Raw genomic sequence first — 24,729 nt, 5'->3', positions numbered from 1 at the left:
CGTTTTCCGGAATGCAACTTGACAGTTGATTGATCAACATATCCCTTAGCGCACGCTATGCCGGAAAAGGCAGGCGTGCAATTCGGGGAGGATCAGAATGGCTTTCCAGCTTACCAGGCTCCAGGCGGCGGCTTCGCTGCTGGCACTTGCGGGAGCGCTCGGCGCCGCCGTGCCTGCCGCCGCGCAGGGCGATACCCAGTCGAAGGACAGCGAGGCGGCCGACGATGGGGAGATCGTCGTCACCGCGCAGTTCCGCGACCAGAATCTTCAGGACGTTCCGCTCGCTATCACCGCGGTGACCGGCGACACGCTTGAGGCGCGGGGCCAGACCAACCTGGCCGATCTTGGCGGATCGGCGCCGAACGTCACGCTGCGCCAGACGCCGGCGACCTATGGCCCCGCCGTGGTGGCGTATATCCGCGGCGTCGGCCAGCGCGACACCACCTTCGCGCTTGAGCCGGGCGTCGGCCTTTATGTCGACGACGTCTATCTGCCGACGCTGCACGGATCGATGCTGAACCTGGTCGACCTCGACCGCGTCGAGATCCTGCGCGGCCCCCAGGGCACGCTGGCCGGCCAGAACTCGATCGGCGGCGCGATCAAGCTCTATTCGAAGAAGCCTGACGATTCGACCGACGGCTATCTTTCCGCCACCATCGGCAGCTTCAACCGCGTCGAGGTGAAGGGCGCGACGAACTTCACGCTGGTTCCGGACACGCTCTACGCGCGCATTTCGGCGGCGGGCGTCCACAAGGACGGCTACGTCACCCGCTATGACTATGCCTGCACCCATCCGGGCTCGACGGTTCCCACCTCCGTCACCGGCAACGGCTGCAAGCTGGGCACCGAAGGCGGCAAGGATTATGTCGCGGCGCGCCTGGCGCTGCGCTGGAAGCCCTCGTCGAGCATCACCGTCGACCTGGCGGGCGACGTCACCGAGGATAACAGTGAGCCCGGGCCGACCACGCTGATCTACGTCGGCCGCAATGCGGTGCCCGGCGCGATGCTGACGGGTGTCGCCACCCCGGCGTCGGCGGCCTATGTGCTGAACGGCAATGTCTACGGCACCTCCACGGGGTCGCAGTTCATCAGCTACTCGCCCTATGGCAACTTCGCCCAGGACACGTTCAGCCACAGCCCGTACACCAGCTACGAGAACTACACCGATCTGGCCCCGCGGGACGGCACCGCGGCGTGGCAGGCGCCGCTCAAGTCGGCGATCGATAGCTGGGGCCTGTCGGCCACGATCAGCGCCGATCTGGCGGACAAGGTGAACCTCACCTCGATCACCTCCTATCGCAAGTTCGACGGCGTCTATTCCTCGGCCGATGGCTCGCCGCTGTCGCCTACGATCCAGGCGAACCAGATCTTCAACCGCCAGTTCAGCCAGGAGGTCCGCCTGTCGGCCGAGCTGGCCGATATCATCCATGTCACCGTGGGCGGCTTCTATTTCCACAAGCGCAGCCGCAACCGTTCGCGCGTCACGCTGACCACGCTGAACTTCATCGAGGATAACTCGATCCCGGCGACCACCAAGGCCGCGTTCATCAACGCCGAGGTGACTCCGATCGAGAATCTGACGCTGGTCGGCGGCCTGCGCTACACGGACCAGAAGAAGCAGTTCATCTATGGCCGCTTGGGCATTCCGGGTTCGTCGACCGGCGGCGCGGTGCCGGCTTCGCTGGCTCCGCTCAACGGGCTGGTCGGCGAGTACAGCGGCGATCGCTTCGACTATCGCGTTGCCGCGCAGTATCGCTTCACCGACGGGCTGATGGCCTATGCCCAGTTCTCGACGGGCTTCAAGGGCGGCGGCATCAATCCGCGTCCGTTCTTCCCCGCCCAGGCGCTGCCGCACGGGCCGGAGACGCTCGACGCCTATGAGGCCGGCTTCAAGAGCGATTTCTTCGATCGCAAGGTGCGCCTGAACGCATCCGCCTTCATCAACAAGTACAACGACATCCTGGTTTCGGTGTCGAGCTGTCCGCTGACCGGCGCTCCGGCAACGCCCTGCGCGCTGCCGCTCAACGCCGGCAAGGCGACGGTGAAGGGCTTCGAGACCGAGCTGTCGCTGCGCCCGGTGCGCGGCCTCTCGATCGATGCGTCGCTGGCGTATCTGAACTTCAAGTACACCTCGATCAGCGCGATCGCGGCAACCGCCGGCATCGGGCTTGAGGACAAGGGCGTCTATATCTCGCCGTGGCAGTGGAGCATCGGCGCCCAGTACCAGATCGAGGCGCCCTTCGGCACCATCACCCCGCGCGTCGACATGACGCACGAGGATGCGTTCAACCGCAACGCGAACAACGTCGATGCGGCCACCGGCGGCGTGGACGTGTTCGGCCTGGTGCAGGGACGCACGCTGGTGAACGCCCGCCTGTCCTTCGTTCCGGAAGGCAGCGACTGGGAATTCTCGGCCGAGGTGCGCAACCTCACCGACAAATTCTACTATACCGACATCTTCGACAATCGCGGGTCGACCAACTCGATCCAGGGCTCGCCCGCCGAGCCCCGGACCTGGGCGTTGACCATCAAGCGCCGCTTCTGATGGCGGCAGGCCCGGGCGGCGCTGGTGCGCCGCCCGGGCCACCCAAATCATCCGGTCCGGTCAGGGAGTATCCGACGTGCGCAAGTTATCCGTGGTAGACAATGGCGGCACCGTCGGTACGCCCATCGTGGCCGGGTTGCCGATGCCCGAGTTCCGGCACATCGGCGTGGAGCCGATCTCCGGCGCCTGCGGTTGCGAGATCAGCGGCGTCGACCTGCGCGAGCCGCTGAGCGACGCGGTGCTGGCGGAGGTGATGAAGGCGTTCGAGCAGTTCCTTGTCATCGTGTTCCGCGACCAGGATCTGACGCCGGAGCAGCACAAGGCCTTCTCGCGCTATTTCGGCGAGATCACCGAACTGCCTCAGGCGCCGATCTATGACGGCCACCGCGACATGCAGGAGGTGCGCCGCGAAGCGCACGAGCCCGAGAACGTCGTTCCCTCCTTCGAGCATTTCCATACCGACAGCCCCTTCCTGCCGCGCCCGCCCAAGTGCATCGTGATGCGCTCGCTGGAGGTGCCGCAATGGGGCGGCGATACCGCCTTTTCCAACGCCTATCTGGTCTATGAGCATCTGTCCGACGGCATGAAGGCGCTGCTGGACGGGCTGCAGGTCGTCTATTCGGGCAAGGATATCTGGTCGAAGAACGAAAAGCTGGCGCCCGAGAAGCGGCTGCGGCTGCGCGAGAGCCATGATTTCGGCGAGGACCAGCTTGAGAGCATCCACCCGGCGGTGCGCGTCCACCCGGAAACGGGGCGCAAGGCGCTGTTCGCCACCAGCGCCTATTTCAAGCGCTTCGTGGGCTGGAGCGAGGACGAGAGCAAGGCGCTGCTCGCCTATCTCCAGAGCCTGGCGCAGCACCTTCATTATCACTGCCGGATCAAGTGGAAGAAGGACACGCTGATCGTGTGGGACAATCGTTTCACGCTTCACCGCGGCGTCCATGACTTCAAGTACGAACGGCGCCACCTGATCCGCACCACCGTGATCGGCGAGCGTCCGCTGGGGCCGGGAAGTCTGCCCCGGTGATGAAGGTCAGTGCGGCGATTGCCGAGATTCTGAAGCGCGAAAATGTAGACGTCATCTTCGGATACCCCCGCAACGCCGTGCTGGAGCAGGCGGCGGCCGGGGGTATTCGTACCGTGATCGTCCGCCAGGAACGTACCGGCCTGCACATGGCCGACGCGCTGTCGCGGATGACGCGCGGCAAGCGGATGGGCGTTTTCGCGATGCAGCACGGCCCGGGCACCGAAAATGCCTATGGCGGCGTCGCCCAGGCATATTCGGAAAGCGTGCCCGTGCTGGTGCTGCCGCAGGGCTATGCGCGGCGGCTGGCGCATGTGCCGGACAATTACAACGCCAGCGTCTCCATGCGCGACATCACCAAGACGTGCGAGCCGATCCTCCGTGCGGAGGACACGCCCGCGATTCTGCGCCGCGCCTTCTCTGCGCTGCGCAACGGACGGCTGCGGCCCGCGCTGGTGGAGATGCCGTGGGACGTGCTGGAGGAGGAGGTGCCCCAGCCGCTCGTCTATGAACCGGTGGTGACGGTGCGCACCGCGCCCGATCCGGAGGCGGTGGCCCGTGTGGCGGAGCGGCTGATCGCAGCCGAGCGGCTCGTGATCCATGCCGGCCAGGGCGTCCATTGGGCCGAGGCCTATGACGAACTGCGCGAACTGGCCGAGCTGCTGGCCGCGCCGGTTTCGACCAGCCTGGAGGGCAAGAGCTGCTTCGACGAGACGCACCCGCTGGCGCTGGGCTCCGGCGGCGCGGCGATCCCGGGGCAGTTGCGCCATTTCCTCGATCGCGCGGACCTGATCTTCGGCATCGGATGCAGTTTTTCGGAGACTGCGTTCGGCGTTTCGATGCCGGCGGGCGCCCGGATCGTCCACGCCACGCTGGACCCCGCCGACATCAACAAGGGCGTTCCGTGCATCGACGCGCTGGCAGGCGATGCGAAGCTGACGCTGGCGATGCTGGTCGCGGCATGCCGGGAACGGCTGGACGGCGCCCGCGATCCCGGCCCCGTGTCGCGCGAGATCGCCGAGGTGGAGGCGCGCTGGCTTTCCGGGTGGCTGCCGCTGCTGGAGAGCGACGATACGCCGCTCAGCCCCTATCGCGTTCTGTGGGACCTGCAGCGTACGGTGGATGTCGCCAACACGATCATCACCCATGACGCCGGATCGCCGCGCGACCAGCTCACGCCCTATTGGAAGTCGCGAACGCCGCTGAGCTACATCGGCTGGGGCAAATCGACGCAACTCGGCTATGGCCTCGGCCTCGCGATGGGGGCCAAGCTGGCCTGCCCGGACAAGCTGTGCATCAACGTGTGGGGCGATGCCGCGATCGGCTTCACCGGCATGGATTTCGAAACGGCGGTGCGCGAACGCCTGCCGATCCTCTCGATCCTGCTCAACAACTCCGCCATGGCCATCGAGCTGCCGATCATGCCCGTCGCGACCGAACGTTTCCGCGCCACCGACATATCGGGCGATTACGCCGCCTTCGCCCGCGCGCTGGGCGGCCATGGCGAGCAGGTGAGCACCCCGGACCAGATCGTGCCGGCGATCCGGCGCGGGATCGAGGCGACGCTGCGCGGCCAGCCCGCGCTGGTCGAGTTCCTGACCGCGCAGGAAACGCGGGCGTCGCGGCTATGAGCGCCAATCCCTCCGGCACGCCCGCGGGCGGCGCGCGTTCGCCCTGGCCCTGGACGGCGACGTGGCCGCTGTTCCTGCTGACCATGATCTCGGTCTTCAACTATCTCGATCGATCGCTGCTGGGCCTGGCGCTGCCGGCGATCAAGAAGGAGATGGGGTCTTCGGATACGCTGCTGGGGCTTGTCTCCGGACTGGCGTTCATCCTGTTCTATTCGGTGCTGGGCGTGCCGATCGCCTGGCTGGCGGATCGCGCCAACCGCCGCAACATCATCGCGGCGGGCCTGGCCTTCTGGAGCATGATGACGGCGTTCACCGGCTTCGTCGCGAACCTGTGGCAACTTGCGCTCGCCCGGTTGCTGATGGGGGCGGGGGAGGCGTGCGGGATGCCGCCGTCGAACTCGATCCTGGCGGACCTGTTCAAGGCGGACCGCCGGCCGCTTGCGCTCGCCATTTTCGGCACTGCCAGCTCGATCTCGTCGATCGTCTTCTTTCCGATCGCGGGCTGGATCGCCCAGACGCACGGCTGGCGGGCGATGTTCATGGTGATGGGCGCGCCGGGCATCCTGCTCGCGGTGATCTTCTTCCTCACCGTGCGCGAGCCGCAGCGCCTCACCCCGCCGCCGCCGCGGCTTTCGCTGGCACGCGGGCTGTGGGGCGATATCGGCGCGCTGTTCGCCAACCGCTGCTTCGCCTGGATCTTCGCGGGCGTTACGCTGATGGGCGCCAATGTTTGGGCGGCAGGAGCCTGGACGCCCACCTTCTTCGTGCGCGTCCACAATCTGGGCGTGGGCGAGGTGGCCAGCATCATCGGCCCGGCGCGCGGCTTCATCGGGCTGGCAGGCATCCTGATCGGCGGCGCGCTGATCGACCGGCTGCCGAAGGATCGCGTCTTCTGGCGCATCGGCATCCCGGCCATCGCCTGTTTGCTCGCAGGGCCGGCCGAGGCGCTGTTCCTGCTCGGCAATTCGCACTGGGCCTGGGTCGGCGGCTTCGCGCTCAGCAGCTTCTTCACGCTGATCCACCAGGCGCCGATCTTCGCGGCGGTGGTGAACATCGTTGAGGAACGGCGGCGCGCGCTGGCGATCTCGCTCGTGCTGCTCGGCGCCAGCCTGATCGGCAACGCACTCGGGCCGAGCGCGGTGGGGCTGCTCAACGATCTGCTGCATGCCTCTTTCGGCGATCACGCGATCCGCTATTCCATGCTGATGATTGCGGTCACCCCGGTCCTGGCGGCGCTGTGCTTCTGGCGGGCGGCGGTGCTGTATGCGGCGGCCGGCGGCGCGCGGGACGAGGACGGGGCCGCGGAGCCCGCCCGCGGCGCATGACCGTCGATCTGGCCGCGCTGATCGATGATCGCCCTGATGAGGGGGTGTTCCGCGTCGATCGCGCGATCTTCACCGATCCCGAGGTGTTCGCGCTGGAGATGCGGCACGTCTTCGAGGGCGGCTGGGTCTTCCTGGGGCTGGAAAGCCAGGCGCCGGGGCCGCATGATTTCTTCACCACCGCGGCGGGCCGGGTACCCGTGCTGGTGAGCCGCGATGGGGACGGGCGGCTTCGCGCCTTCGTCAATTCCTGCCCGCACAAGGGCGCGCAGCTCGCCCAGATCCAGAGCGGCAACGCACGGCTCCACGTCTGCCCCTATCATAGCTGGACGTTCGACAGCGCCGGGAGCAACCGGGGGATCAAGTGGCAGCGCGCGGGCTGCTATTCCGAAGCGTTCACCGGCGCCAGCCACGATCTGGCCCCGCTGCCCCGCTTCGAGGGCTATCGCGGCTTCCTGTTCGGCAGCCTGAACCCGGATGTGCCCGCGCTGGCCGAACATCTGGGCGAGGCCGCGCGCTTCCTGGACCTGGTCGTCGGCCAGCCGGAGGAGGGGATCGAGCTGGTGCCCGGCGCGGTGACCTTCACCTATGACGCGAACTGGAAGCTCCAGCTCGAAAACTGTTCGGACGCCTATCACTTCACCTCGGCGCATCCTTCCTACATCCGGGTGCTGGAGCGGCGGCAGCAGGCGGGTGGCCCGGCGGCCGTCCGGTCGATCTGGGAACAGTCGCAGGCCTGGAGCGAGGAATCGGAAGGCGTCCAGGGCGGCAGCTACAGCTTCGCCAACGGCCATGTGCTCAACTGGGGGCGGATCGGCATATCGGAGACGCATCCGCTGTTCGAGCAGGCGGGGGCGCTGGGCGCGCGCCACGGGGAGGCCGCGCGCGACTGGATCTTCAACATGCGCAACCTCACCATCTTTCCCAACCTGCAGGTGGCGGAGAATGCGTCGAGCCAGTTGCGCATTATCCAGCCGCTGGCGCCCGGGCGCACGCTGATGCGCACCTGGTGCCTGGCGCCGCGCGGCGAGAGCGCGGAGGCGCGGCGGCTGCGGATCCGCCAGTATGAGGATTTCTTCAATCCCTCCGGCATGGCCACGCCGGACGATACGGTAGCCTATGAAAGCTGCCAGCGCGGCTTCGCCGGGCGGGTCGATCCTTGGCTCCAGGGCTATGCGCGCGGCGCCATGGCCAGCCAGGAGGGCGGCAACGCGCTGTCCGCGGCGATCGGCGCCGGGGCGGAACGCAGCGTGCTGGCGGATTCGCAGCTCTGCGACGAGACGCTCTACCACAGCTATTATCGCGCCTGGCTCCAGCGCATGGCGCCGGCGATGGCGCGCGGCGCATGACGGTGCAGCCGATCAGCCGTGCCGACGCGGAGGCGCTGCTCTATCGCGAGGCGGAGCTGCTTGACGAGGGCGATTGGGACGGCTGGCTGGCCATGTACACCGCCGACGCGCTGTTCTGGATGCCCGCATGGCGCGACGAGGAGACGCCGACCGCCGACCCTGATCGCGAGCTTTCGCTGATCTATTATTCCGGCCGCGCGGGACTGGAGGATCGCGTGTACCGCGCGCGATCGGGCCAGTCGGTCGCGTCGCGACCCCGCCCGCGGTGCCTGCATTGCATCAGCAACGTCAGGGTCATCAGCGCCGGCGCTGCGGAGGCGGAGGTGGCGTCGGCCTTCGTCGTCCATTTGCACGATGTACGCGCGGCGCGCACGCACCAGTTCTTCGGCCGCTATCGCCACACGCTGCGGCTTGAGGACGGCGGCTGGCGGATCGCCGCGAAGAAGATATTGCTGCTGAACGACACGATCCCCACGGTCGTGGACTTCTATTCGATCTGAGGCTGCCATGGAGCGGATTGTCGTCGTTGGCGCGGGAGCGATGGGCTGCCTGTTCGCGGCCCGGCTGGGCGAGGCGGGGGCGCGGGTGACGCTGATCGACGTTGATCGCCCGCGCATCGCGCTGCTCAATCGCGACGGGATCGGCATCGCCGACGAGCGCGGTTCGCGCCGCGTCCGCATTCCCGCCGCGCTGGCCGGCGAGGTGCGCGATAGGCCGGATCTGCTGATCCTGTTCGTGAAGGCGATGCACAGCGGCCCCGCCATCGCATCGGTGGCGCATCTGGCCGGCCCGGGCTGCCACGCGCTGACGCTGCAGAACGGGATCGGCAACGCCGAGGCGCTGGCGGAGGTGTTCGGCGCGGAACGCACGCTGATGGGGGTGACCGATCAGCCCGCCGACCTGCATGGCGCGACCGAGGTGCGCGTGACCGGGCATGGGCGGGTCTGGCTGGGCGGTTTCGTGGCTGCGGCGGGCGGGGGAGCGGACGCGGCGGGCGCACTGTTCGCCCGTGCGGGGTTCGAAACCGCGGTGCTGGCCGATGCCGCCGCCGCAGTTTGGGAAAAGGCGGCGTTCAACGCGGCACTTAATGTCACCGCCGCGATCACGGGCGCCACCGTGGGCCAGTTGGACTGCGAGGAGGGGCGCGACATCGCGATGGCGGTGGTGCGGGAAACCGTGGCGGTCGCCCAGGCGCGGGGGATCGCGGTGGACCCGGGTGCGATCAGCGCCAAGGTCGCCTATGCGCTCGCCAATCATCGCAACCACAAGGCGTCGATGCTCCAGGACCGTCTGGCCGGCCGCACCACGGAGATCGACGCGATCAACGGCGCGATCGTGCGCGCCGCGGCAGACGCCGGGCTGGAAGCCCCGGTCAACGCGACGCTAGCCGCGCTGATGCGGATGATCGATCGCGGCTATCTGAAGCTGGGGTAGCGCAGTTCAATGGGCAGCGTGGCGATGGGTGATCATGTCACCCTGCCTGCGCACGCCGATCCGCGCGATCAGCCCGTCGCGCAGGGCATAGTCGACGAACACCCGGCCCTCGATCCGGTCGCCGGTACGCATCGGCCCCATCACGAAATCGGGCGCATCCGCGATGGCGGTAAGGCACATGGTCGCGTCCAGCGTTATCGCGCTGTCGCTTGCCTCGACCGAATGGATATCCAGCCGTTCGCGCACCCGTTCGAACATCGGGCCATAGAAATCGACGATGCCCTGCGGCCCGTGGATCGGCGGGATGCGGGGATTGAGCGTCAGCACCACATCGGGCGCGTAGAACTGGCGGAAGCGATCGCAATCGGCGTTGCTGAACGCGGCGACATAGGCGTGGAAGGCGGCGATCTGGCTGGGATGTCCGCCCAGGCGGGGCAGGGTGGTGACGCCCTTGCCGGGCGCCCAGGTCATCGATTTCAGCTCCACGATCCGGCCGTTGCTGAGGCGATAGGTGACGAAGAACTTCACGGTCACCGAATCGCCGGGGTAAAGATGGCCGAAGGGGAAATCGGCACGCTCGCTGGTCGCGTGGAAATCCATGTCGATCTCCGCGAACAGATGATCCGCGTCCTGCAGCACGAGTTGGGGGCGCATCACCTCGCGCACGCCGTCATGCGCCCATTTCAGGAAGGCGAGCAGTGCATCGCGCCCGCGATAGTCGCGCGTGCCGCCGGTGAAGCGGACGTCCTCGTGAAAGAAGGTTTCGACCAGCGCGCGATCGTCGCCCGTGTTGAACAGCGCTTCATAGGCCGAAAAGTCCATCATCCCCTCCCGCCGGCATTCGGTGCCGGTGCCATCTTCGCGTACGGGGGGGGCAGCGCAAGTGCTTTTCGCCTTGCATAATAATAATACAGTTATATGCTTTCGCGCACCTCAAGCGGAATGGTTCCCTAAATCCATGGCATCCGGAAACTCCGAAGAATTTATCGACGAGCCGGCGCGCGCCCTGCCCGTGCTGGACAAGGTCGACGTGCTGGTCTGCGGCGGCGGCGCGGCCGGCGTGGCGGCGGCGGTGAGCGCGGCGCGCAACGGCGCGCGCGTACTCACGATCGAACGCGACACCACCTTGGGCGGCACCGGCCCGCGATCGTTCGTCACCGAATATCACCAGGCCTTCTTCACCGGCGGCATCATGAAGGAAGTGATCCAGCGGCTGCGCGCCTCGGGTGGCGCGGACCCCGATCTGGAGGAGGGGCATTTCGCCGTCCCCTTCGATCCCGAAGTGCTGAAATTCGTCCTGTGGGACCTGTTCGAGGAATCGGGCGCCGAGCTGCTCGCACACACCCAGGTTACCGATGCGATCGTCGAGGATGGCGCGATCAAGGGCGTCGTGATCGAGAACAAGTCGGGCCGCCAGGTGATCCTTGCCGATGTGGTGATCGATTGCACCGGCGACGCGGACATCGCCGCGCGCGCCAATGCGCCGATGCAGGAGTATAACTTCCCGCAGCCGATGGTGATGTTGTTCCAGATCGGCGGCGTCGATTACGCCAAGAGCCAGGACCGCACCGGACGCGCGGAGATGGTGAAGGCTGCCAAGGCCGACGGACGGCTTGCCGAGGACGTGTACCTCGACAATTTCTCCAACTTCGGCATCGCCCCGTCCACGCGCGAGGGGGAGATGGGCTATATCTATGGCATCCGTATCCTGCGCCGCGATCCCTATGACGCCGACGACCTGACCGATGCGGAGGTGCGCACCCGGCTGGGCGTGCGCGAGTTCATGCCCTTCCTGCGCACGGTGCCGGGGTTCGAGAACGCATTCCTGATCAAGGCCGCGCCGATGATCGGCGTGCGCGATTCCCGCCGCGTCCTGGGCGAATATACCCTGACGCGCGAGGATATCCTGGGCGGGATCTTCCACCCCACCGATATCTTCAAGCGCTATCACCGGCTGCCCGACACGATGGGCTTCGTCCGCCACCCGACCGACGGCAGCGAGGCGACCGCCGAGTTCCGCGAGCGGCTGGCCAATGCGAAGATGGTCACCTCCGTCTTCGGGGTGCCCTTCGGCTGCCTCGTCCCGCAGGAGATCGATAACCTGCTGGTCGCGGGCAAAACGGTGTCGATGAGCTACGAGGCGCATTCGCGCTGCCGGCAGATCCCGGATTGCATGGCGTTCGGCCAGGCGGCGGGCACTGCGGCCGCGCTGGCCTGCCGCGAGGGCATCGCGCCGCGCCGGGTCGATATCGATGTGCTACGCGACCTGCTGATCGAGCAGGGGCAGAATCTGGCCGAGGGCGCGATCGATATCGCCAAGGCCAAGGTCCATCACATGGTGCGGGATTGAACGCGATGACCGAAGCAAGAAGCCTCCAGGCCGCGGACAAGCCCGTGGAAATCACCCTGCCGGCGCGGCGGACGCCGGTCTACCGGTCGGTGGACGTGCTCGTCTGCGGCGGTGGTCTTGCCGGCGTGGCTGCGGCGGTCGCGGCTGCGCGGGCGGGGTCGGATACCCTGCTGGTCGAGCGCAATGTCGTCCTTGGCGGCAACGGGCCGCTGGCGTTCGATATCGGGCTGACCGAAGGGTCCGGTGGAATCTCCGCCGAGATCTTCGAACGGTTGCGCGCAAGCGGCAACGCGGCTGCGGACGAGACTGCCGGCGGGGCGCTGATCTATGATCCGGAGGCGCTGAAATATGCCTGCCTCGATCTGGTGCGCGAGGCGGGGGGGCATCTGTTGCTCGCGACCTGGGTGTCCGATCCGATCCTGGATGACGGCGCCGTACGCGGCGCGATGGTGGAGAACAAGTCGGGCCGCTTTGCCGTGCGCGCGAAGGTGGTGATCGACGCCACCGGCGATGCGGACCTGGCGGTGCGGGCCGGTGCCGCGGTGCGGGAACCGGGCGAAACGCCGCTGGGGATCAACGCCCGCGTCGGCGGCATCGATTTCGATCGCGCGCTGGCAGGCAGCGCACACTGGCCGGCGCTGGTCGCCGAGGCCAAGCGGGCGGGACGGCTCGATCCGCGCCAGCCCGATACGATCGCGCTCTATGGTATCACGCCCCTGGCGCGGGAGCGGGGGATCGCGTTCGTCGCCGGGCCGCGCTTCGGCGGGCGGCAGGCGTGGAACAGCAGGGACCTGAGCGTCAGCGAGACCGAGGGGCGCAAGCTGATGCGCGCGTTCCTGGCCTTCCTGAAGACGGTGCCGGGGTTCGAGGAGAGCTTCCTGGTCGATGTCGCGGGGACGCTGGCGCTCACGCATTCGCGGCATGTGGCGGGCGATGCGACGCTCGCCGATGGGGCGCCGGGCGCGGCGGTGCCCTTCGGATGCCTGTTGCCGCAGGGCGTGGACAATCTGCTCGTCGCGGGGCGTGCCGCCTCGTTCGATCCGGATTTCTACGCCCGTTCGGGTGCCGGTATCGACTGCGCGGCGCTGGGCGATGCCGCCGGCCGGGCGGCGGCCGAGGCGGTGCGCAGCGGCGTGACCCCGCGCGACCTGGAGGCGGCCGCCGCCTGAGCCAGCGTGGCTCCTGGAATCACTCGGGAGCCACGGTCTCCAGCGGGGCGGATTCCAGGCCGCGCCGGGGCTCGGGCTTGCGGCGCCACACGATCCGCCAGGCTATCGCGGGCATCACCAGCGCGATCACGGCCGTAACCAGCGTGGCGTGATGCACGTCCAGCAGGCGCAGCAGGATGCCCAGGGTCAGTCCGCCAAAGGCCGATCCGCCCAGGCTGGCCATGCCCCACAGGCTGCTCACCCGCCCGCGGATGCGGTCCTCGACCTCGACCTGCACCAGCGTCTGCGAAAGCACTGCCGATCCTGTCGAACCGAAGCCGACCAGCATCACGCAGAAGGCGCCCAGCCACAGATTGTCGTAGACCGGCAGCACCAGCAGCGCGGCGGCGTTCACCACCGCGAGCGAGATGCTGCCGAGTTGGAGCCCGCGGCTGTCGAACCGTTGCCGCGATGACAGGAAGGCCGCGACCAGCGCGCCCGCACCCGCCGCGCCGGAGAGTATCGCCAGCCCGCCTGTGCTCGCCGCATAGAGCCGGTCGGCATAGACGGGCAGAACCTCCAGGATCGATCGCCCGAACAACGCTCCCCAAGCGGTCAGCAACAGTTGAAGCCGGATGAAGGGATGCGTGCCGGCATAGGCGAACCCTTCCGCGAGCTGGCGGAAGAACGGTTCCTTGGGCGGCTTGGGGGCCGGTGCGGAGCGGACCTTGGCGAGCGCGTAGATCAGCGGGGCATAGGTGATCGCGTTGATCAGGAACGCCGCTGCCATCGGCAGCGCCACCAGCACCGCCCCGGCGATCGCAGGACCCAGCAGGCGTGATCCGTTGAAGATCATCGCGCTGATCCCGATCGCGCTGGGCAACAGTTCGCGCGGGACCAGCGCCGGCAGGATCGAGATGCGCGTCGGCGCATAGGCGGCGGAAGTGATGCCGATCAGCACGGAGATCGCGAACAGCATCTCGATCCGCAGCATTCCCGCGAGCGAGAAAAGCGCCAGCATCGTCGCCCACAGCGCGGTCAGCACGTTGATCGCCGTCGCGGTGCGCAACGGCTCCAGCCGGTCGATCCACACCCCGAAGAAGGGGGACAGGAAGAAGGTTGGCCCCATCAGCGAAAAGGCGATGACGCCGACCCATATCTCCGAATGCGTCAGCTCCCACGACAGCCATCCGATCGCCAGCCGCTGAACCCACAGGCCCAGCGAGGAGATGCCATTGGCCATGGTGTAGACCAGGAACCTGCGGTCGGAGAGCGCGCTGCGATGGCGCGCCCGGGCCGGTGCCGCGCCGCCCGGATCGCTGTTTGTACGCCCCACCCTAAAGGTCGATCACGAGCTCAGGGGTCAGTGCCCGCGAGCAGCAGGGCGTGAACTCGCTGTTGCCGTCGAGCATCAGCATGTCGCGATGATCCGGTTCGCCCTCGATCACGCGGGTGATGCAGGTTCCGCAGATGCCCTGTTCGCACGAAATCGGCAGCTCGATGCCGTGGCGGGCGAGCGCGGCGGCGGCGCTTTCGTCCGCGGCGACCTCGATCGTCTCGCCGGAGCTGGCGATCCGCAGCCGGAAGGGAAGGTCGCCGCCCGGCACCGGTTCGGCCGGGACCGCCGAGAAATATTCGCGATGAACCCGGTCCTGCGCGATGCCGGCGGCAGTGGCCGCGGAGCAGATCCAGTCGATGAAGCCAGCCGGTCCGCAGACATAGACATCCGCCTCGCCGCAGTTGGCGAAGAGCGCCGCGGGATCGAGCCGCTGCCCGTCCGGGCCGTCGTCGAAGTGATACCGCACCCGGTCCGCGAAGCGGGAGGCGGCAATGCGGTCGCGGAAGGCGGTGCGCGCCGGGGTGCGTGCGCAATAATGGAGCGCGAAATCGGCGCCGGTCGCGCTCAGCCGTTCGGCCATGCAGAGCAGCGGGGTGACGCCGATGCCGCCGGCCATCAGCAGCGCCTTGCCGCGCACCGGCTGGAGCGGGAAGTGGTTGCGCGGCTCGCTCACGCGGATCGTATCGCCCTCGCCGAAGCCTTCTTGGATTGCGATCGATCCGCCGCGCGACGCCGGATCGCGCAGCACTGCGATCTCATAATGGCTGCTGCCCGCCGGATCGTTGCACAGCGAGTACTGCCGGATCAGCCCCGGCGAGACCTCCACATCGATATGCGATCCCGCACTGAACGCGGGCAGCGCGCTGCCGTCGGGCGCGGCCAGGGTGAGCGCTACGATGTCTTGCGCTTCGATCCGCCGGGATATGATCCGCAGTTCCAGCCATGGGCGTTGCATTGCCGTTGCCTCTTCGAACCCGCGGCACGAATGGCCGCGAGAGATATTACGATATTAGGGTTCGCCTTCCGCGTGCATTGCCGCCTGTCAAGGCCGCCGGCGGTTCAGGACGCTCCCTGATCCCCTCCCAGCGCGCGCAGGCGCTCGCGATAGAAGGGCCGGACCTGCCACAGCATCGCCGCCGCGATCACCACCAGCACCGCGAAGATGCTGATGCCCATCACATAACTGCCCTGATGATCGTAGAACATCGCCAGCAGCACCGGCCCCGTCGCCGATCCCATGGTGTTGAAGCCCGCGAAGATCGGCAGCACCCGGTTCATGTAGCGCGGGCCGTAGACGTGCTTGGAAACCACCGGCCCGTCCACCACCAGCCCGGCATGCGCCACGCCCATCACGATCGCGAAGGTCAGCGCGGTCGCATATCCCTGCACCGGCAGCAGCATCAGCAGCGCCACGACCAGCAGGATGTTCCACCCCGAAACCCCCTTGACCGAGAAGCGGTCATACACCGCGCCCGCGCCGAACTTGGCGAAGATGCCGATCAGGAAGGTCACCGAAAGCGCGCTGGCCGCCACGGTGCGCGTCAGCCCGGCCTCCTTGGTCAGGTAGAAGATGCTGTGCTGGAAAACCGCCTGGTCCACCCCGGCCGAAAGGAAGGTGGCGATGGCGATCAGCCAGAAGGTGCGCTGGGTGAACAGCTCGCGATAGCTGATGTCCAGTTCCGCCGCGCGCAGGCTGTCCGGATCGGCGTTGTTCGCCACCTTCGCCGCGTCGGGCAGCACGTCCGCCTCGCTGGGGTTGGTCCGCGCGAACAGCGCCAGCGGGATCGATACGCAGAATACGCCCAGGCTGAGCCCCGCGAAGGCCATCCGCCAGCCGTAGAGCGGGATGAGCTGGCTCGCGATCAGCGGAAAGGCGATGCCGCCGAAGCTGGTGCCGATGATCGCGATGCCGTTCGCCAGCCCCACGTTGCGGACGAACCAGCGCGATATGTAGAGCCGCACGGTGATGATCACCGCTGCCTGCCCGATCCCGATCAGGAAGCCGGACAGGTAATAGCTCCACAACGAACTGACGAACAGGAACGAGGAAAGACCGATGGCCTCCGCCAGCATCGCGCCGACCATTACGGGCTTAAGACCGATCCGGTCCACCAGCGGGCCGATGATGAAGATCGCCATCACCGCCCCGGTCAGGCTCTTGTAGGTATAGATCAGCGTCGCCTGGGTGAGCGACCAGCCGAACTCCTTCATCACCTCCGGATAGACGAGCGGCATCGTCATCGGCGCGCCGAACGCGAAGAAGAATATGCAGATGGCGACCGCCACCGCACGCCATCCGGGATAGCGCAGAGCGGCAGCGATCTGGCGCGCGCGGTCGATCGTCAGCAGGTTCTGCATCGGGGCTCCTCCCTCGTCATATCGCCCGCGCGAGTCTGTGCCGCGTCAGTGCATGGTTCGTCGTGATCGCCGGATGCAGGGCATCCTTCCGTTCAGGCGGCCTGGGTGCTGGGCACCGGGGTTTCTTCCCCCGCCAGCACCTCGATCGCGGCTTCGGTGCCGCCCGATCGATGGGGGACACCCGTGGCACGCATCGCCGCCTCGATCGCGGCGATCGTGCCCAGCGTCGCCGGATCGCTGAAATCGCCGACATGGCCGATGCGGAACACCTTGTCGGCTAGCTGGCCCAGGCCGCTGCCCAGGCTCATGTTGCTGCGTTCCAGGATGGCGGCGCGCAGCGCGTCCGCCGAATGCCCTTCGGGCATGCGCACGCCGGTCAGCACGGGCGAATCCGCAGATGCATCGATACACTGCACCTCGAAGCCCCAGTGCCGCACCGCCGCCCGCGTGGCCCGGCCGGCGCGTTCGTGCCGCGCGAAGACGGCGTCGAGCCCTTCCTCCTCCAGCATGTCGATCGCCACCTTCAGGCCCTGGAGCAGGTTGGTGGCGGGGGTGTAGGGGAAGAAACCGTCGCGGTTGAACGCCAGCATCTCGCCCCAGTCCCAATAGGACCGGACGAAACCGGCGCTCTCCGACGCGCGCAGCGCCTTCTGCGATACGGCGTTGAAGGAAAGCCCCGGCGGCAGCATCAGCCCCTTCTGCGATCCGCAGACGGCGACGTCGGCGCCCCATTCGTCGTGCCGGTAATCGGCCGCAGCCAGCGACGAGACGGTGTCGACCATCAGCAGCGCCGGATGCCCGGCCGCGTCGATCGCGCGGCGCACCGATGCGATATCGGAAGTAACGCCGGTCGAGGTTTCGTTGTGGACGACGCACACCGCCTTGATCGCGTGCGCGCGATCCTCGCGCAGCCGCGTCTCGATCGCCGCGGCGTCCACCGGGGTCCGCCAGTCGCCGGGAAGCAGTTCCGGCACCAGCCCGATCCGCGCCGCCAGCCGGCTCCAGAGCGTGGCGAACCAGCCGGTTTCGTACATCAGGATATGATCGCCGGGCGACAGCGCGTTCACCAGCGCGGCCTCCCAGGCGCCCGTGCCCGAGGAGGGATAGATGATCACCGGCCCTTCGGTCTTGAACATGGCGCGCACGCGCGACAGCACCTCATGGCCCAGCGCCTGGAACTCGGGGCCGCGATGATCGATCGTCGGGCGCGCGATCGCTTCCGAAACGCGCAGCGGGGTGTTGGTCGGCCCCGGCAGTTGCAGGAAGTGACGGCCGGGCTGGTAACTGGGTCGGGTCATGAATCAGGCTGCCTTTTCGGGTGCTCGGGCGCCGGTGCGGGCCAGGCGTTCGATCGGCTCGGCCGCGCCCTTGCTCCACGCGGTTCGCCGCTCGTTGTAATATTCCAGCCAGTCGCGCTCGCGCGGCAGGACGGCGAAGCCCGCGCGGACATAGTGGAACGCCTCGGCGTCCTCCACGTCCGGCGGCACGGTTCCCTGGTCGCGCAGCGCGGTGGCGGCGCGCAGCAGGCGGCGGCGGGTGAGCATGATCATCCGGTCGCTGGTGCCCAGATGCTCCTTGGTCCGGTCCACGATCGGCCCCATGCTCTCGGTCACCGCCTGGTCCTGGACCGGAATCCCCTGGATGCCGGTGTAGCTGGCGTCGCGCTGAACGTCGCGTGAGATCAGGTGGTCGTTGCGGGGGTTTTCCTCGATGCGGAACCGGCCCAGCCAGTCGGTGGTGTTGGGCAGGAACTTGATCGGATCGCTGGTGCCCGCGATCGGCTTGCCTTCCTTGGTCAGCGTCGTCGCGGTGCGCGGGCCGCCGATCACGATCAGCATCGAATGATAATCGTCGATCGGCACCCAGGCGCGGGCGCGGATATGGTCCATCGGCTCCGACGGCGCCATCGTCCAGAACGGCATCGCGAACTGGCCGATGCGGTGATAGAGCTGGTCCGGCCCCGCGTGGCGATAGGCGCAATAGAGATTGCCATAGGCGGTTTCGAGCGCCTCATATTTGGGCGCCAGATTCTCCGGCTGCTGTCGGTAATAGTTGATCGATCCTTCCTCGAAATCGTCGGGGCTGGCGGCGCCCAGATGCAGGAAGCCGACGTGGCAGGTGTCGATGTCACCCTCCAGCGCCTGGAGCCAGTTGCACTCGCGCATCATGAAGCTGACGGAGAGCTGCTGGCCTTCCTCCAGCTCGTCCCAATCGAAATGGGGGAGCGGCGGGGGTGTCTGGCGCCGGCCCATATGAACCCAGACGACGCCATATTTCTCGGCGACGTGCAGCGCGCGGATCTTCACGCGGGCCTTGTAGTCGGTCTCCGGCGGCTCGCTCGGCATCTCGACGCACTGGCCGTTCGTGGCGAACTTCCAGCCATGATAGACGCAGCGGATGCCGCCTTCCTCGTTACGGCCATAGAAGAGCGATGCGCAGCGATGCGCGCACTGGTGATCGACCACGCCGACCTGGCCATCGGGCGAGCGGAAGGCGAGGAAATTCTCGCCCAGCAGCCGCAGGCGCACGGGGGCGCCGCCCGCCACCAGCTCGTCCGGCATCAGCGCCGGTATCCAGTATTCGCGCAACAGCGCGCCCATCGCCGTTCCGGGGCCAACCCGCGTCAACAGCTCGTTTTCATCGGCTCGCATCGGCTTCCTCTTGTCCCGCTTGTCTGTCGGCCGCAGCAAGGCTGCGATGGTATAACTGTAATACAGTTTAGGGGGCGCCGGAACCCCCTGTCAAGCGACCGGGCGGGCGTTCATGCGGGGGCGCGGTTGATCGGTTCGGGAAATCTGTAATATTGTCTGCCTGTTGTTGCGCGTTACCGAACTCTCTGGGATCATCGTCAGATCGTGCCACCCCCCCGTTCCGTATTCAGCTCGATCCGCACCCAATCGCTTGCGACGCGCATCGTCGATCAGGTGATCGAGGCGCTGTTTTCCGGCCAGTTGGAGCCGGGCCAGTTCCTGGGAACCGAGGCGCAGCTCACCCAGATGTTCAACACCAGCCGCGTGCCGATTCGCGAGGCGCTGGGCAGGCTGGAGGCGCTGGGCGTCGTCACGATCAAAACCGGATCGGGCGGCGGCGCCACCATATCGGAAGGGCGGCCGGACCAGTTCGCCACCGCGCTGGCGGTGCAGTTCATGCTCGTCCAGGTGACGCCGGAGGAGATTTTCGACGCGCGCATCGGCGTGGAGTGCCGCGCGGCCGAGCTTGCCGCCGAACATGCCACCGACGAGGAGATCGCGGAGCTGCGCCGGCTGCTGGAGGCGGTGATGGCGCCCAACCTCAGCCGTCGCGCGTCGGTGGAGCGCATTCTGGATTTCCACGCGGCGATCGTCGAGGCGTCGCGATCGCGGACGCTGGTCACGCTGATGCACGCGCTGGAGCATGCGTTGCTAAACCTGTTCAACGCGATCGATTCCGACGCATCGAACGAATTCCGCTACGAAGGGCTGAACGGCATCCTGGAGCGGATCGAGGCACGCGATCCTGAGGGCGCGTTCGGCGCGATGCGCAGGCATCTGCTCAACCGGCGGCAATCGATGCTGTACCGTCTGAAGCAGGCTAGCGGCAAATCGCGCAAGAAAGCGCCCGCCTTCTCCAGCACGCAGGACTGAACGAACTGCTTGCGGAAGAATCTGACTATATTATAGTTTGCGGCCGCCGATCGACAGGGAGAGCAGCGCCGTGCCGGACCGTTACGACATCCGCCCGGACGAAACCGGCTGGTGCGTCTGCGATCGCAAGGGCGTGACCAGCATCAAGGACGCGCGCCCCGTCCGCGGCGGCCTGCGTATCGAGGATGCCGACGAACTCGCCTATGCGATGTCGCACGATCCGGAACTGGTGAACCTGTAGGCAAGGGGGCGGGCCGCCCGGCAAGGCCGGGGCCGGCCCGGCCTCCGTCAGGCGACCGGCACCGCCACCGCCTGCATCTCCGTATAGGAGAGCATCCCCGCCACGCCCTGTTCGCGGCCATAGCCGGAATATTTGGCGCCGCCGAAGGGCACATCCTTGGCATTGCCCAGGTGGCGGTTGACCCATACCGATCCCGCCTCGATCCGCTCGGCGATCGCCTGGCCCGCCGCCACGTCGCGGGTCCACACCGATCCGCCCAGGCCGAATTCGGTGGCGTTGGCGCGTGCGATGGCATCCTCGATATCGTCATAGACCATCACCGGCATCACCGGCCCGAACTGCTCGTCGCGCACCAGCGGGGAATCGTCGGAGAGGCCGGTGACGATCGCCGGCTCGATGAAATAGCCGCCGCCGCGGTGGACGGTGCCGCCGGTCACGATCTCCGCGCCCGGCGTGTTGCGCACCGCATCGATCAGCGCGGCGACCTTTTCGAACTGCATGCGGTTCTGGATCGGCCCCATGGTGCTTGCGGGGTCGTCGCCCGGGCCGATGCGGATCGCGCGCACCTTTTCCGCCATCGCCGCGATCATCGCATCGCGGATCGCGCTGTGGAGGTAGACGCGCTTGATCGCCATGCACACCTGCCCGCAATTGGCGAAGGTGCTGCGCACGATCCCCTCGGCCGCCGCGTCGATGTCCACATCGGGCAGCACGATGGCGGGATCGTTGCCGCCCAGCTCCAGCGTCACGCGCTTGAACGTCCCCGCGGCGCTTTCCATCACGCGGCGGCCGGTGGCCACCGATCCAGTGAAGCTGATCTTGGCGATGTCCGGATGGCCGGTGATCCAGGCGCCCAGATCGTTGCCGCCGCTGACGAAGTTGACCACCCCGGCCGGCACCACGTCCGCGATCGCCTGGCCCACCGCCAGCGTGGAGAGCGGGGTGAAGGGCGACGGCTTCAGCACCAGCGTGTTCCCGGTGTAGAGCGCCTGCGCCACCTTCACCATCGCCAGGATCACGGGTACGTTCCATGGCGTGATGCCGCCAACCACGCCCAGCGGGCGATGGCGGATCCACACGCGCTCCTTCCCGTCGTCGCGCAGCAACTGGCCGGAGATGTCGAGCGCGACCAGCGCCTCCATATGATCGGCCGCACGGCGCGTCTCGCCGATCGCGTCGCGCAGCGGCTTGCCCTGCTCGGCGGTCAGCAGCGCGCCGATCGCGTCGGCATGCTCGCGCAGCCGTGCGGCGATGCGCTGCACGGTGGCGCGGCGCTCCTCGATCGGCGTCGCGGCCCATGCCGGAAAGGCGCGGCGCGCGGCGGCCACGGCACGATCGAGCTGTGCGCGTGTCGCGTCCGGGGCAAGGGCGAAGGGCAGGCCGGTCGCCGGATTCACCACCTCGATGAACGCTTCGCCCGCCACGATCGCGCCGTCGATCAGCATGCCGGATGCGATCGCCGGAACGTCCAGGGCAGGGGCGGGGGCTTCGATCGTATCGCTCATCAACATGGTCCTTGCATCGCGCGGGGCTTTCGCGCACGTGGGTTAAACAATATGACAGTACGATAGTTTCGGCAAGCTGCGGGAAGGCGAATCATGCTCGACGACTTCATTACCTTTGGCCGCTCCGGGCTGCGCGTCAGCCGTTACGCGCTGGGCGCGTTCAACTTCGGCGGCAGCCAGAGCTGGAGCCTCGACGCGGCGGCGGCGGGCCGGATGATCGCGCATTATCGCGAGCTTGGCGGCAATTTCCTCGATTGCGCCAACAGCTATGGCGGGGGCGAGGCAGAGGTGATCATCGGCGATTATCTGGCCGCCGAACCGGGCGCGCGGGACCGGCTGGTGATCGCGAGCAAGTTCGGATCGAACACGCAGCCGGGCGATCCCAATTCGGGCGGGGCGGGGCGCAAGGCGATCATCCAGACCTGCGAACGATCGCTGCGCCGCCTGCGTACCGACCGGCTCGATCTCTACTGGATGCACCTGTGGGATCCGTACACGCCGATGGAAGAGACGCTGCGCGCGCTCGACGATCTGGTTTCGGCGGGCAAGATCCTGCACGTCGGCCTTTCGAACACGCCGGCGTGGAAGATATCCGAGGCGCACTGGATCGCGCAGTGGCGCAACCATATGCCGATCGCCGGGCTGCAGCTTCAATATTCGCTGATGGAACGCAGCATCGAGATCGAGCATGTGCCGATGGCCCAGGCCTATGGCATGAACATCGCCGCCTGGTCGCCGCTGCGCAACGGCGCGCTCAGCGGCCGCTATCGCAAGGGCGATCCGGAGGGCCACAACGCGGAGGGGCGGGCGGTGTTCGTCACCCGCGCGCTCGACGATCGCAGCGACGCGATCCTCGACACGCTGATCGCGGTGGCGGAGCGCAACGGCGTCAGCCCGTCGCAGGCCGCGCTTGCCTGGCTGCGCGTGCAGCCGGCGATGGGAACGATCCTGCTCGGCGCGCACACGATCGATCAGCTTACGGAAAACGCCGCCTCGGCCCGGATCGAACTGCCGGCGGAGGACCTCGCCGCGCTGGACGAGGTGAGCAAGCCGCGCATCCCCTATCCGGGCGATTTCGCGCGCCGTGCCATCGGATCGATCAGCGGCGGCACGCGCATCAACGGCGTGTTTTCCCAGCCCGGGGCCGGATCGCCCAGCCAGGGCGGCGGCGGCAAGGCCTGAGGCCCGCCGCCGCTCCGGGCACTCAGCGCAGCGGATAGCGCGAAGCCTCGGTTTCCTGCGAGGTGATGAACTCCAGCAGCGCAGGCTGGCCGCGCATCGTCGCCTCGATCCCGCGCCGGATCGCCGGCACGATATCCTCAACGCGGGTGATCCGCTCGCCATGTCCGCCCAGCGCCTGGGCGAACGCGGCATAGTTGCCGGAAATGTCGGTGGCGCGGAACTTCTCCGTCGCGATCGGCATCACGGGCAGCTCCATCGCCATCGCCGAATTGTTGAGCAGGATCGACAGGATCGGCAGGCGTTCGCGCACCGCCGTTTCGAAATCCATGCCGGTGAAGCCGATCGCGGCATCGCCCCACACGTTGATGCACAGCTTGTCCGGGCAGGCCAGCTTGGCCCCCATCGCGAGGCCGAGGCCATAGCCGAGCTGCGTCGATTTGCCCCAGCCGATGTAGCTCATCGGAACGCGCGTCTTCCAGAACGGCATGAGCTGGTCGCGCGGCGATCCCGCGTCATGGGTGATGATCGTATTGTCCACGTCCACCGTGTGCTGCAGGTCCCAAAGGACGCGATAGGGACTGATCGGCGTGGCGTCCGACGTGAGCTTGGGCATCCAGTGCGCCAGCCATTCGGCCTCCACCGCGCGGATTTCCGCGACGGTGGCGGACGGATCGCGTGCGTCCGCGCCGATCCGATCGCGGCATGCGTCGATCAGCATCCGCAGCGCCAGCCTGGCGTCGCCCACCAGCGCGTGCTGCACGGCCACGCTCTTGTTGATGTCGGCGGGGTCCAGCGTGGCCTGGATGAAGGTCTTTCCGCGCGGCATCGCCACGCCGAACGCGGTCTCGGTGAAGCTGCATCCCAGCCCGGCGATCACGTCGGCCGCGTCCAGGAAGTGGCGCACCGTGCGCGGCATCGCCGCGCCGCCGGAGCCCAGCGCCAGCGGGTGCGTCTCATCGAAGCAGCTCTTGCCCGGCAGGCTGGTGCAGACCGGGGCGGCGAGCAGTTCGGCCAGCTCCTTCAGCTCGGCATAGGCTTCGGACCAGTGGATGCCCTGGCCGGCGTAGAGCACGGGGCGTCCGGCCGCGACCAGCGCATCGGCCGCGCGCGCCACCGACTCCGCGTCCGGCGCATAGCGCGTGCGGACCACCGGCGCATATTCCAGCGGCCCTTCGAACGGCTGGCCGTACATCACGTCTGACGGCAGCTCGACCACCACCGGGCGCGGGCGCCCGTTGCGCAGATGGGTGAAGGCGCGGCGCATCACGTTCGGGATCTCGGCGACCGCGCTCAGCGGCTCGGCATGCTTGGCGACATGGCCCATCACCGCGGTGGAATTGAAATTGCCGGGCAGGTGCGCCGTGCGGGTGGGAAACCCGCCGGGCAGCACCAGCACCGGCACGCTTTCGGCATAGGCCTGGGCGACGCCGCCGAACGCGCTTTCGGCGCCGGGACCATATTGCATGCCGAACACGCCCATGCGTGCGCCCCGGCTGAGCCGCGAAAGCGCGTCCGCCATGTGCAGGCCGGTGCGTTCCTGCCGGACGATCACGGTCCGGATTCCCGCGTCCGCCGCCGCCTCGATCACCGCATTGCGCGGATAGGCGAAGAAGGTGTCCACGCCCTCGCGCTTCAGGATCTCGGCGATCGCGGCGCCGGCCTGCATCTTCGTCATGCG

The 24,729-nt window shown here is 67.6% G+C and carries 20 protein-coding genes; 12 read left to right on the top strand and 8 right to left on the bottom strand.

Annotated elements, in window-relative coordinates:
* Positions 1 to 97 precede the first annotated feature (97 nt).
* The 7 genes from OM513_RS16430 to OM513_RS16400 all read left to right on the top strand — a co-directional run bounded on the left by OM513_RS16430 (position 98) and on the right by OM513_RS16400 (position 9,305).
* Positions 98 to 2,545 carry a TonB-dependent receptor gene (locus tag OM513_RS16430; protein ID WP_264945707.1) on the top strand — a complete coding sequence of 816 codons (2,448 nt, stop codon included), beginning with the start codon at positions 98 to 100 and terminating at the stop codon, positions 2,543 to 2,545.
* A gap of 76 nt (positions 2,546 to 2,621) precedes the next feature.
* Positions 2,622 to 3,572, top strand: a complete 951-nt coding sequence (locus OM513_RS16425; RefSeq protein WP_264945705.1) for a TauD/TfdA dioxygenase family protein — start codon at positions 2,622 to 2,624, stop codon at positions 3,570 to 3,572.
* Positions 3,572 to 5,200 (top strand): thiamine pyrophosphate-requiring protein, encoded by a 1,629-nt coding sequence (locus OM513_RS16420; protein ID WP_264945790.1) that lies wholly within the window; start codon positions 3,572 to 3,574, stop codon positions 5,198 to 5,200. The genes OM513_RS16425 and OM513_RS16420 overlap by 1 nt, the downstream gene beginning before the upstream one ends.
* Entirely contained in the window at positions 5,197 to 6,525 is a 1,329-nt protein-coding gene (locus OM513_RS16415) for a spinster family MFS transporter (RefSeq protein WP_264945704.1), read from the top strand. Before OM513_RS16420 ends, OM513_RS16415 begins: the two co-directional genes overlap by 4 nt.
* Positions 6,522 to 7,871, top strand: coding sequence for an aromatic ring-hydroxylating oxygenase subunit alpha (locus tag OM513_RS16410; protein WP_264945703.1), 1,350 nt, complete (start codon positions 6,522 to 6,524; stop codon positions 7,869 to 7,871). The genes OM513_RS16415 and OM513_RS16410 overlap by 4 nt, the downstream gene beginning before the upstream one ends.
* Positions 7,868 to 8,371 (top strand): aromatic-ring-hydroxylating dioxygenase subunit beta, encoded by a 504-nt coding sequence (locus OM513_RS16405; RefSeq protein WP_264945702.1) that lies wholly within the window; start codon positions 7,868 to 7,870, stop codon positions 8,369 to 8,371. The genes OM513_RS16410 and OM513_RS16405 overlap by 4 nt, the downstream gene beginning before the upstream one ends.
* 7 nt (positions 8,372 to 8,378) lie before the next feature.
* Positions 8,379 to 9,305: a ketopantoate reductase family protein gene (locus OM513_RS16400; RefSeq protein WP_264945701.1), complete on the top strand. Its 927-nt coding sequence runs from the start codon at positions 8,379 to 8,381 to the stop codon at positions 9,303 to 9,305.
* A 6-nt stretch (positions 9,306 to 9,311) separates the two neighbouring features.
* Here the strand turns inward: OM513_RS16400 and OM513_RS16395 are convergent, their stop codons facing one another.
* A complete protein-coding gene (locus OM513_RS16395) occupies positions 9,312 to 10,127 on the bottom strand; it encodes a nuclear transport factor 2 family protein (RefSeq protein WP_264945700.1) in 816 nt (271 codons plus the stop codon).
* A 136-nt stretch (positions 10,128 to 10,263) separates the two neighbouring features.
* On the opposite strand from OM513_RS16395, the gene OM513_RS16390 reads away from it, so the two are divergent.
* Both OM513_RS16390 and OM513_RS16385 read left to right on the top strand, forming a co-directional pair.
* Positions 10,264 to 11,655 carry an FAD-dependent oxidoreductase gene (locus OM513_RS16390; RefSeq protein WP_264945699.1) on the top strand — a complete coding sequence of 464 codons (1,392 nt, stop codon included), beginning with the start codon at positions 10,264 to 10,266 and terminating at the stop codon, positions 11,653 to 11,655.
* Between the two features lie 5 nt (positions 11,656 to 11,660).
* Positions 11,661 to 12,824 carry an FAD-dependent oxidoreductase gene (locus OM513_RS16385; RefSeq protein ID WP_264945698.1) on the top strand — a complete coding sequence of 388 codons (1,164 nt, stop codon included), beginning with the start codon at positions 11,661 to 11,663 and terminating at the stop codon, positions 12,822 to 12,824.
* 19 nt (positions 12,825 to 12,843) lie between these two features.
* Here the strand turns inward: OM513_RS16385 and OM513_RS16380 are convergent, their stop codons facing one another.
* The 5 genes from OM513_RS16380 to OM513_RS16360 form a co-directional block, all read right to left on the bottom strand.
* Positions 12,844 to 14,139, bottom strand: a complete 1,296-nt coding sequence (locus OM513_RS16380) for an MFS transporter (RefSeq protein WP_264945697.1) — start codon at positions 14,137 to 14,139, stop codon at positions 12,844 to 12,846.
* 1 nt (position 14,140) lies between these two features.
* On the bottom strand, positions 14,141 to 15,097 hold the full coding sequence (locus OM513_RS16375; protein ID WP_264945695.1) for a PDR/VanB family oxidoreductase: 957 nt from the start codon (positions 15,095 to 15,097) through the stop codon (positions 14,141 to 14,143).
* A 104-nt stretch (positions 15,098 to 15,201) separates the two neighbouring features.
* Positions 15,202 to 16,500, bottom strand: coding sequence for an MFS transporter (locus OM513_RS16370; RefSeq protein ID WP_264945693.1), 1,299 nt, complete (start codon positions 16,498 to 16,500; stop codon positions 15,202 to 15,204).
* Positions 16,501 to 16,592: 92 nt separating this feature from the next.
* Entirely contained in the window at positions 16,593 to 17,798 is a 1,206-nt protein-coding gene (locus OM513_RS16365) for a pyridoxal-phosphate-dependent aminotransferase family protein (protein WP_264945691.1), read from the bottom strand.
* A gap of 3 nt (positions 17,799 to 17,801) precedes the next feature.
* Complete coding sequence (locus OM513_RS16360; RefSeq protein ID WP_264945690.1) at positions 17,802 to 19,151, bottom strand: Rieske 2Fe-2S domain-containing protein; 1,350 nt, start codon at positions 19,149 to 19,151, stop codon at positions 17,802 to 17,804.
* Between the two features lie 204 nt (positions 19,152 to 19,355).
* Here OM513_RS16360 and OM513_RS16355 point away from each other — a divergent pair, with 204 nt between their 5' ends.
* Positions 19,356 to 20,123 carry a FadR/GntR family transcriptional regulator gene (locus OM513_RS16355; RefSeq protein WP_264945689.1) on the top strand — a complete coding sequence of 256 codons (768 nt, stop codon included), beginning with the start codon at positions 19,356 to 19,358 and terminating at the stop codon, positions 20,121 to 20,123.
* A gap of 70 nt (positions 20,124 to 20,193) precedes the next feature.
* Positions 20,194 to 20,364, top strand: a complete 171-nt coding sequence (locus OM513_RS16350) for a hypothetical protein (RefSeq protein WP_264945687.1) — start codon at positions 20,194 to 20,196, stop codon at positions 20,362 to 20,364.
* A gap of 47 nt (positions 20,365 to 20,411) precedes the next feature.
* On the opposite strand, the gene OM513_RS16345 is transcribed toward OM513_RS16350, so the two are convergent.
* Positions 20,412 to 21,869 carry an aldehyde dehydrogenase family protein gene (locus OM513_RS16345; RefSeq protein ID WP_264945686.1) on the bottom strand — a complete coding sequence of 486 codons (1,458 nt, stop codon included), beginning with the start codon at positions 21,867 to 21,869 and terminating at the stop codon, positions 20,412 to 20,414.
* Between the two features lie 93 nt (positions 21,870 to 21,962).
* On the opposite strand from OM513_RS16345, the gene OM513_RS16340 reads away from it, so the two are divergent.
* On the top strand, positions 21,963 to 23,051 hold the full coding sequence (locus OM513_RS16340) for an aldo/keto reductase (protein ID WP_264945685.1): 1,089 nt from the start codon (positions 21,963 to 21,965) through the stop codon (positions 23,049 to 23,051).
* A gap of 22 nt (positions 23,052 to 23,073) precedes the next feature.
* Here the strand turns inward: OM513_RS16340 and OM513_RS16335 are convergent, their stop codons facing one another.
* Positions 23,074 to 24,726 carry a thiamine pyrophosphate-requiring protein gene (locus tag OM513_RS16335; RefSeq protein WP_264945683.1) on the bottom strand — a complete coding sequence of 551 codons (1,653 nt, stop codon included), beginning with the start codon at positions 24,724 to 24,726 and terminating at the stop codon, positions 23,074 to 23,076.
* Between the last annotated feature and the right edge of the window lie 3 nt (positions 24,727 to 24,729).

The sequence above is a fragment of the Sphingomonas canadensis genome, from assembly GCF_026013525.1.
GTDB classification, from domain to species: domain Bacteria; phylum Pseudomonadota; class Alphaproteobacteria; order Sphingomonadales; family Sphingomonadaceae; genus Sphingomonas; species Sphingomonas canadensis.
Note: the sequence above shows the minus strand (reverse complement) of the source record. Positions and strands in the feature narration are given on the sequence as shown.

Excerpts from the sequence above, each read along its gene's own strand:
- OM513_RS16370 (WP_264945693.1), bottom strand. The coding sequence starts at position 16,500 with ATGCAGAACCTGCTGACGATCGACCGCGCGCGCCAGATCGCTGCCGCT.
- OM513_RS16335 (WP_264945683.1), bottom strand. The coding sequence starts at position 24,726 with ATGACGAAGATGCAGGCCGGCGCCGCGATCGCCGAGATCCTGAAGCGC.
- OM513_RS16345 (WP_264945686.1), bottom strand. The coding sequence starts at position 21,869 with ATGAGCGATACGATCGAAGCCCCCGCCCCTGCCCTGGACGTTCCGGCG.
- OM513_RS16395 (WP_264945700.1), bottom strand. The coding sequence starts at position 10,127 with ATGGACTTTTCGGCCTATGAAGCGCTGTTCAACACGGGCGACGATCGC.
- OM513_RS16400 (WP_264945701.1), top strand. The coding sequence starts at position 8,379 with ATGGAGCGGATTGTCGTCGTTGGCGCGGGAGCGATGGGCTGCCTGTTC.
- OM513_RS16430 (WP_264945707.1), top strand. The coding sequence starts at position 98 with ATGGCTTTCCAGCTTACCAGGCTCCAGGCGGCGGCTTCGCTGCTGGCA.
- OM513_RS16385 (WP_264945698.1), top strand. The coding sequence starts at position 11,661 with ATGACCGAAGCAAGAAGCCTCCAGGCCGCGGACAAGCCCGTGGAAATC.
- OM513_RS16375 (WP_264945695.1), bottom strand. The coding sequence starts at position 15,097 with ATGCAACGCCCATGGCTGGAACTGCGGATCATATCCCGGCGGATCGAA.
- OM513_RS16340 (WP_264945685.1), top strand. The coding sequence starts at position 21,963 with ATGCTCGACGACTTCATTACCTTTGGCCGCTCCGGGCTGCGCGTCAGC.
- OM513_RS16405 (WP_264945702.1), top strand. The coding sequence starts at position 7,868 with ATGACGGTGCAGCCGATCAGCCGTGCCGACGCGGAGGCGCTGCTCTAT.
- OM513_RS16360 (WP_264945690.1), bottom strand. The coding sequence starts at position 19,151 with ATGCGAGCCGATGAAAACGAGCTGTTGACGCGGGTTGGCCCCGGAACG.
- OM513_RS16410 (WP_264945703.1), top strand. The coding sequence starts at position 6,522 with ATGACCGTCGATCTGGCCGCGCTGATCGATGATCGCCCTGATGAGGGG.
- OM513_RS16415 (WP_264945704.1), top strand. The coding sequence starts at position 5,197 with ATGAGCGCCAATCCCTCCGGCACGCCCGCGGGCGGCGCGCGTTCGCCC.
- OM513_RS16365 (WP_264945691.1), bottom strand. The coding sequence starts at position 17,798 with ATGACCCGACCCAGTTACCAGCCCGGCCGTCACTTCCTGCAACTGCCG.
- OM513_RS16420 (WP_264945790.1), top strand. The coding sequence starts at position 3,572 with ATGAAGGTCAGTGCGGCGATTGCCGAGATTCTGAAGCGCGAAAATGTA.
- OM513_RS16390 (WP_264945699.1), top strand. The coding sequence starts at position 10,264 with ATGGCATCCGGAAACTCCGAAGAATTTATCGACGAGCCGGCGCGCGCC.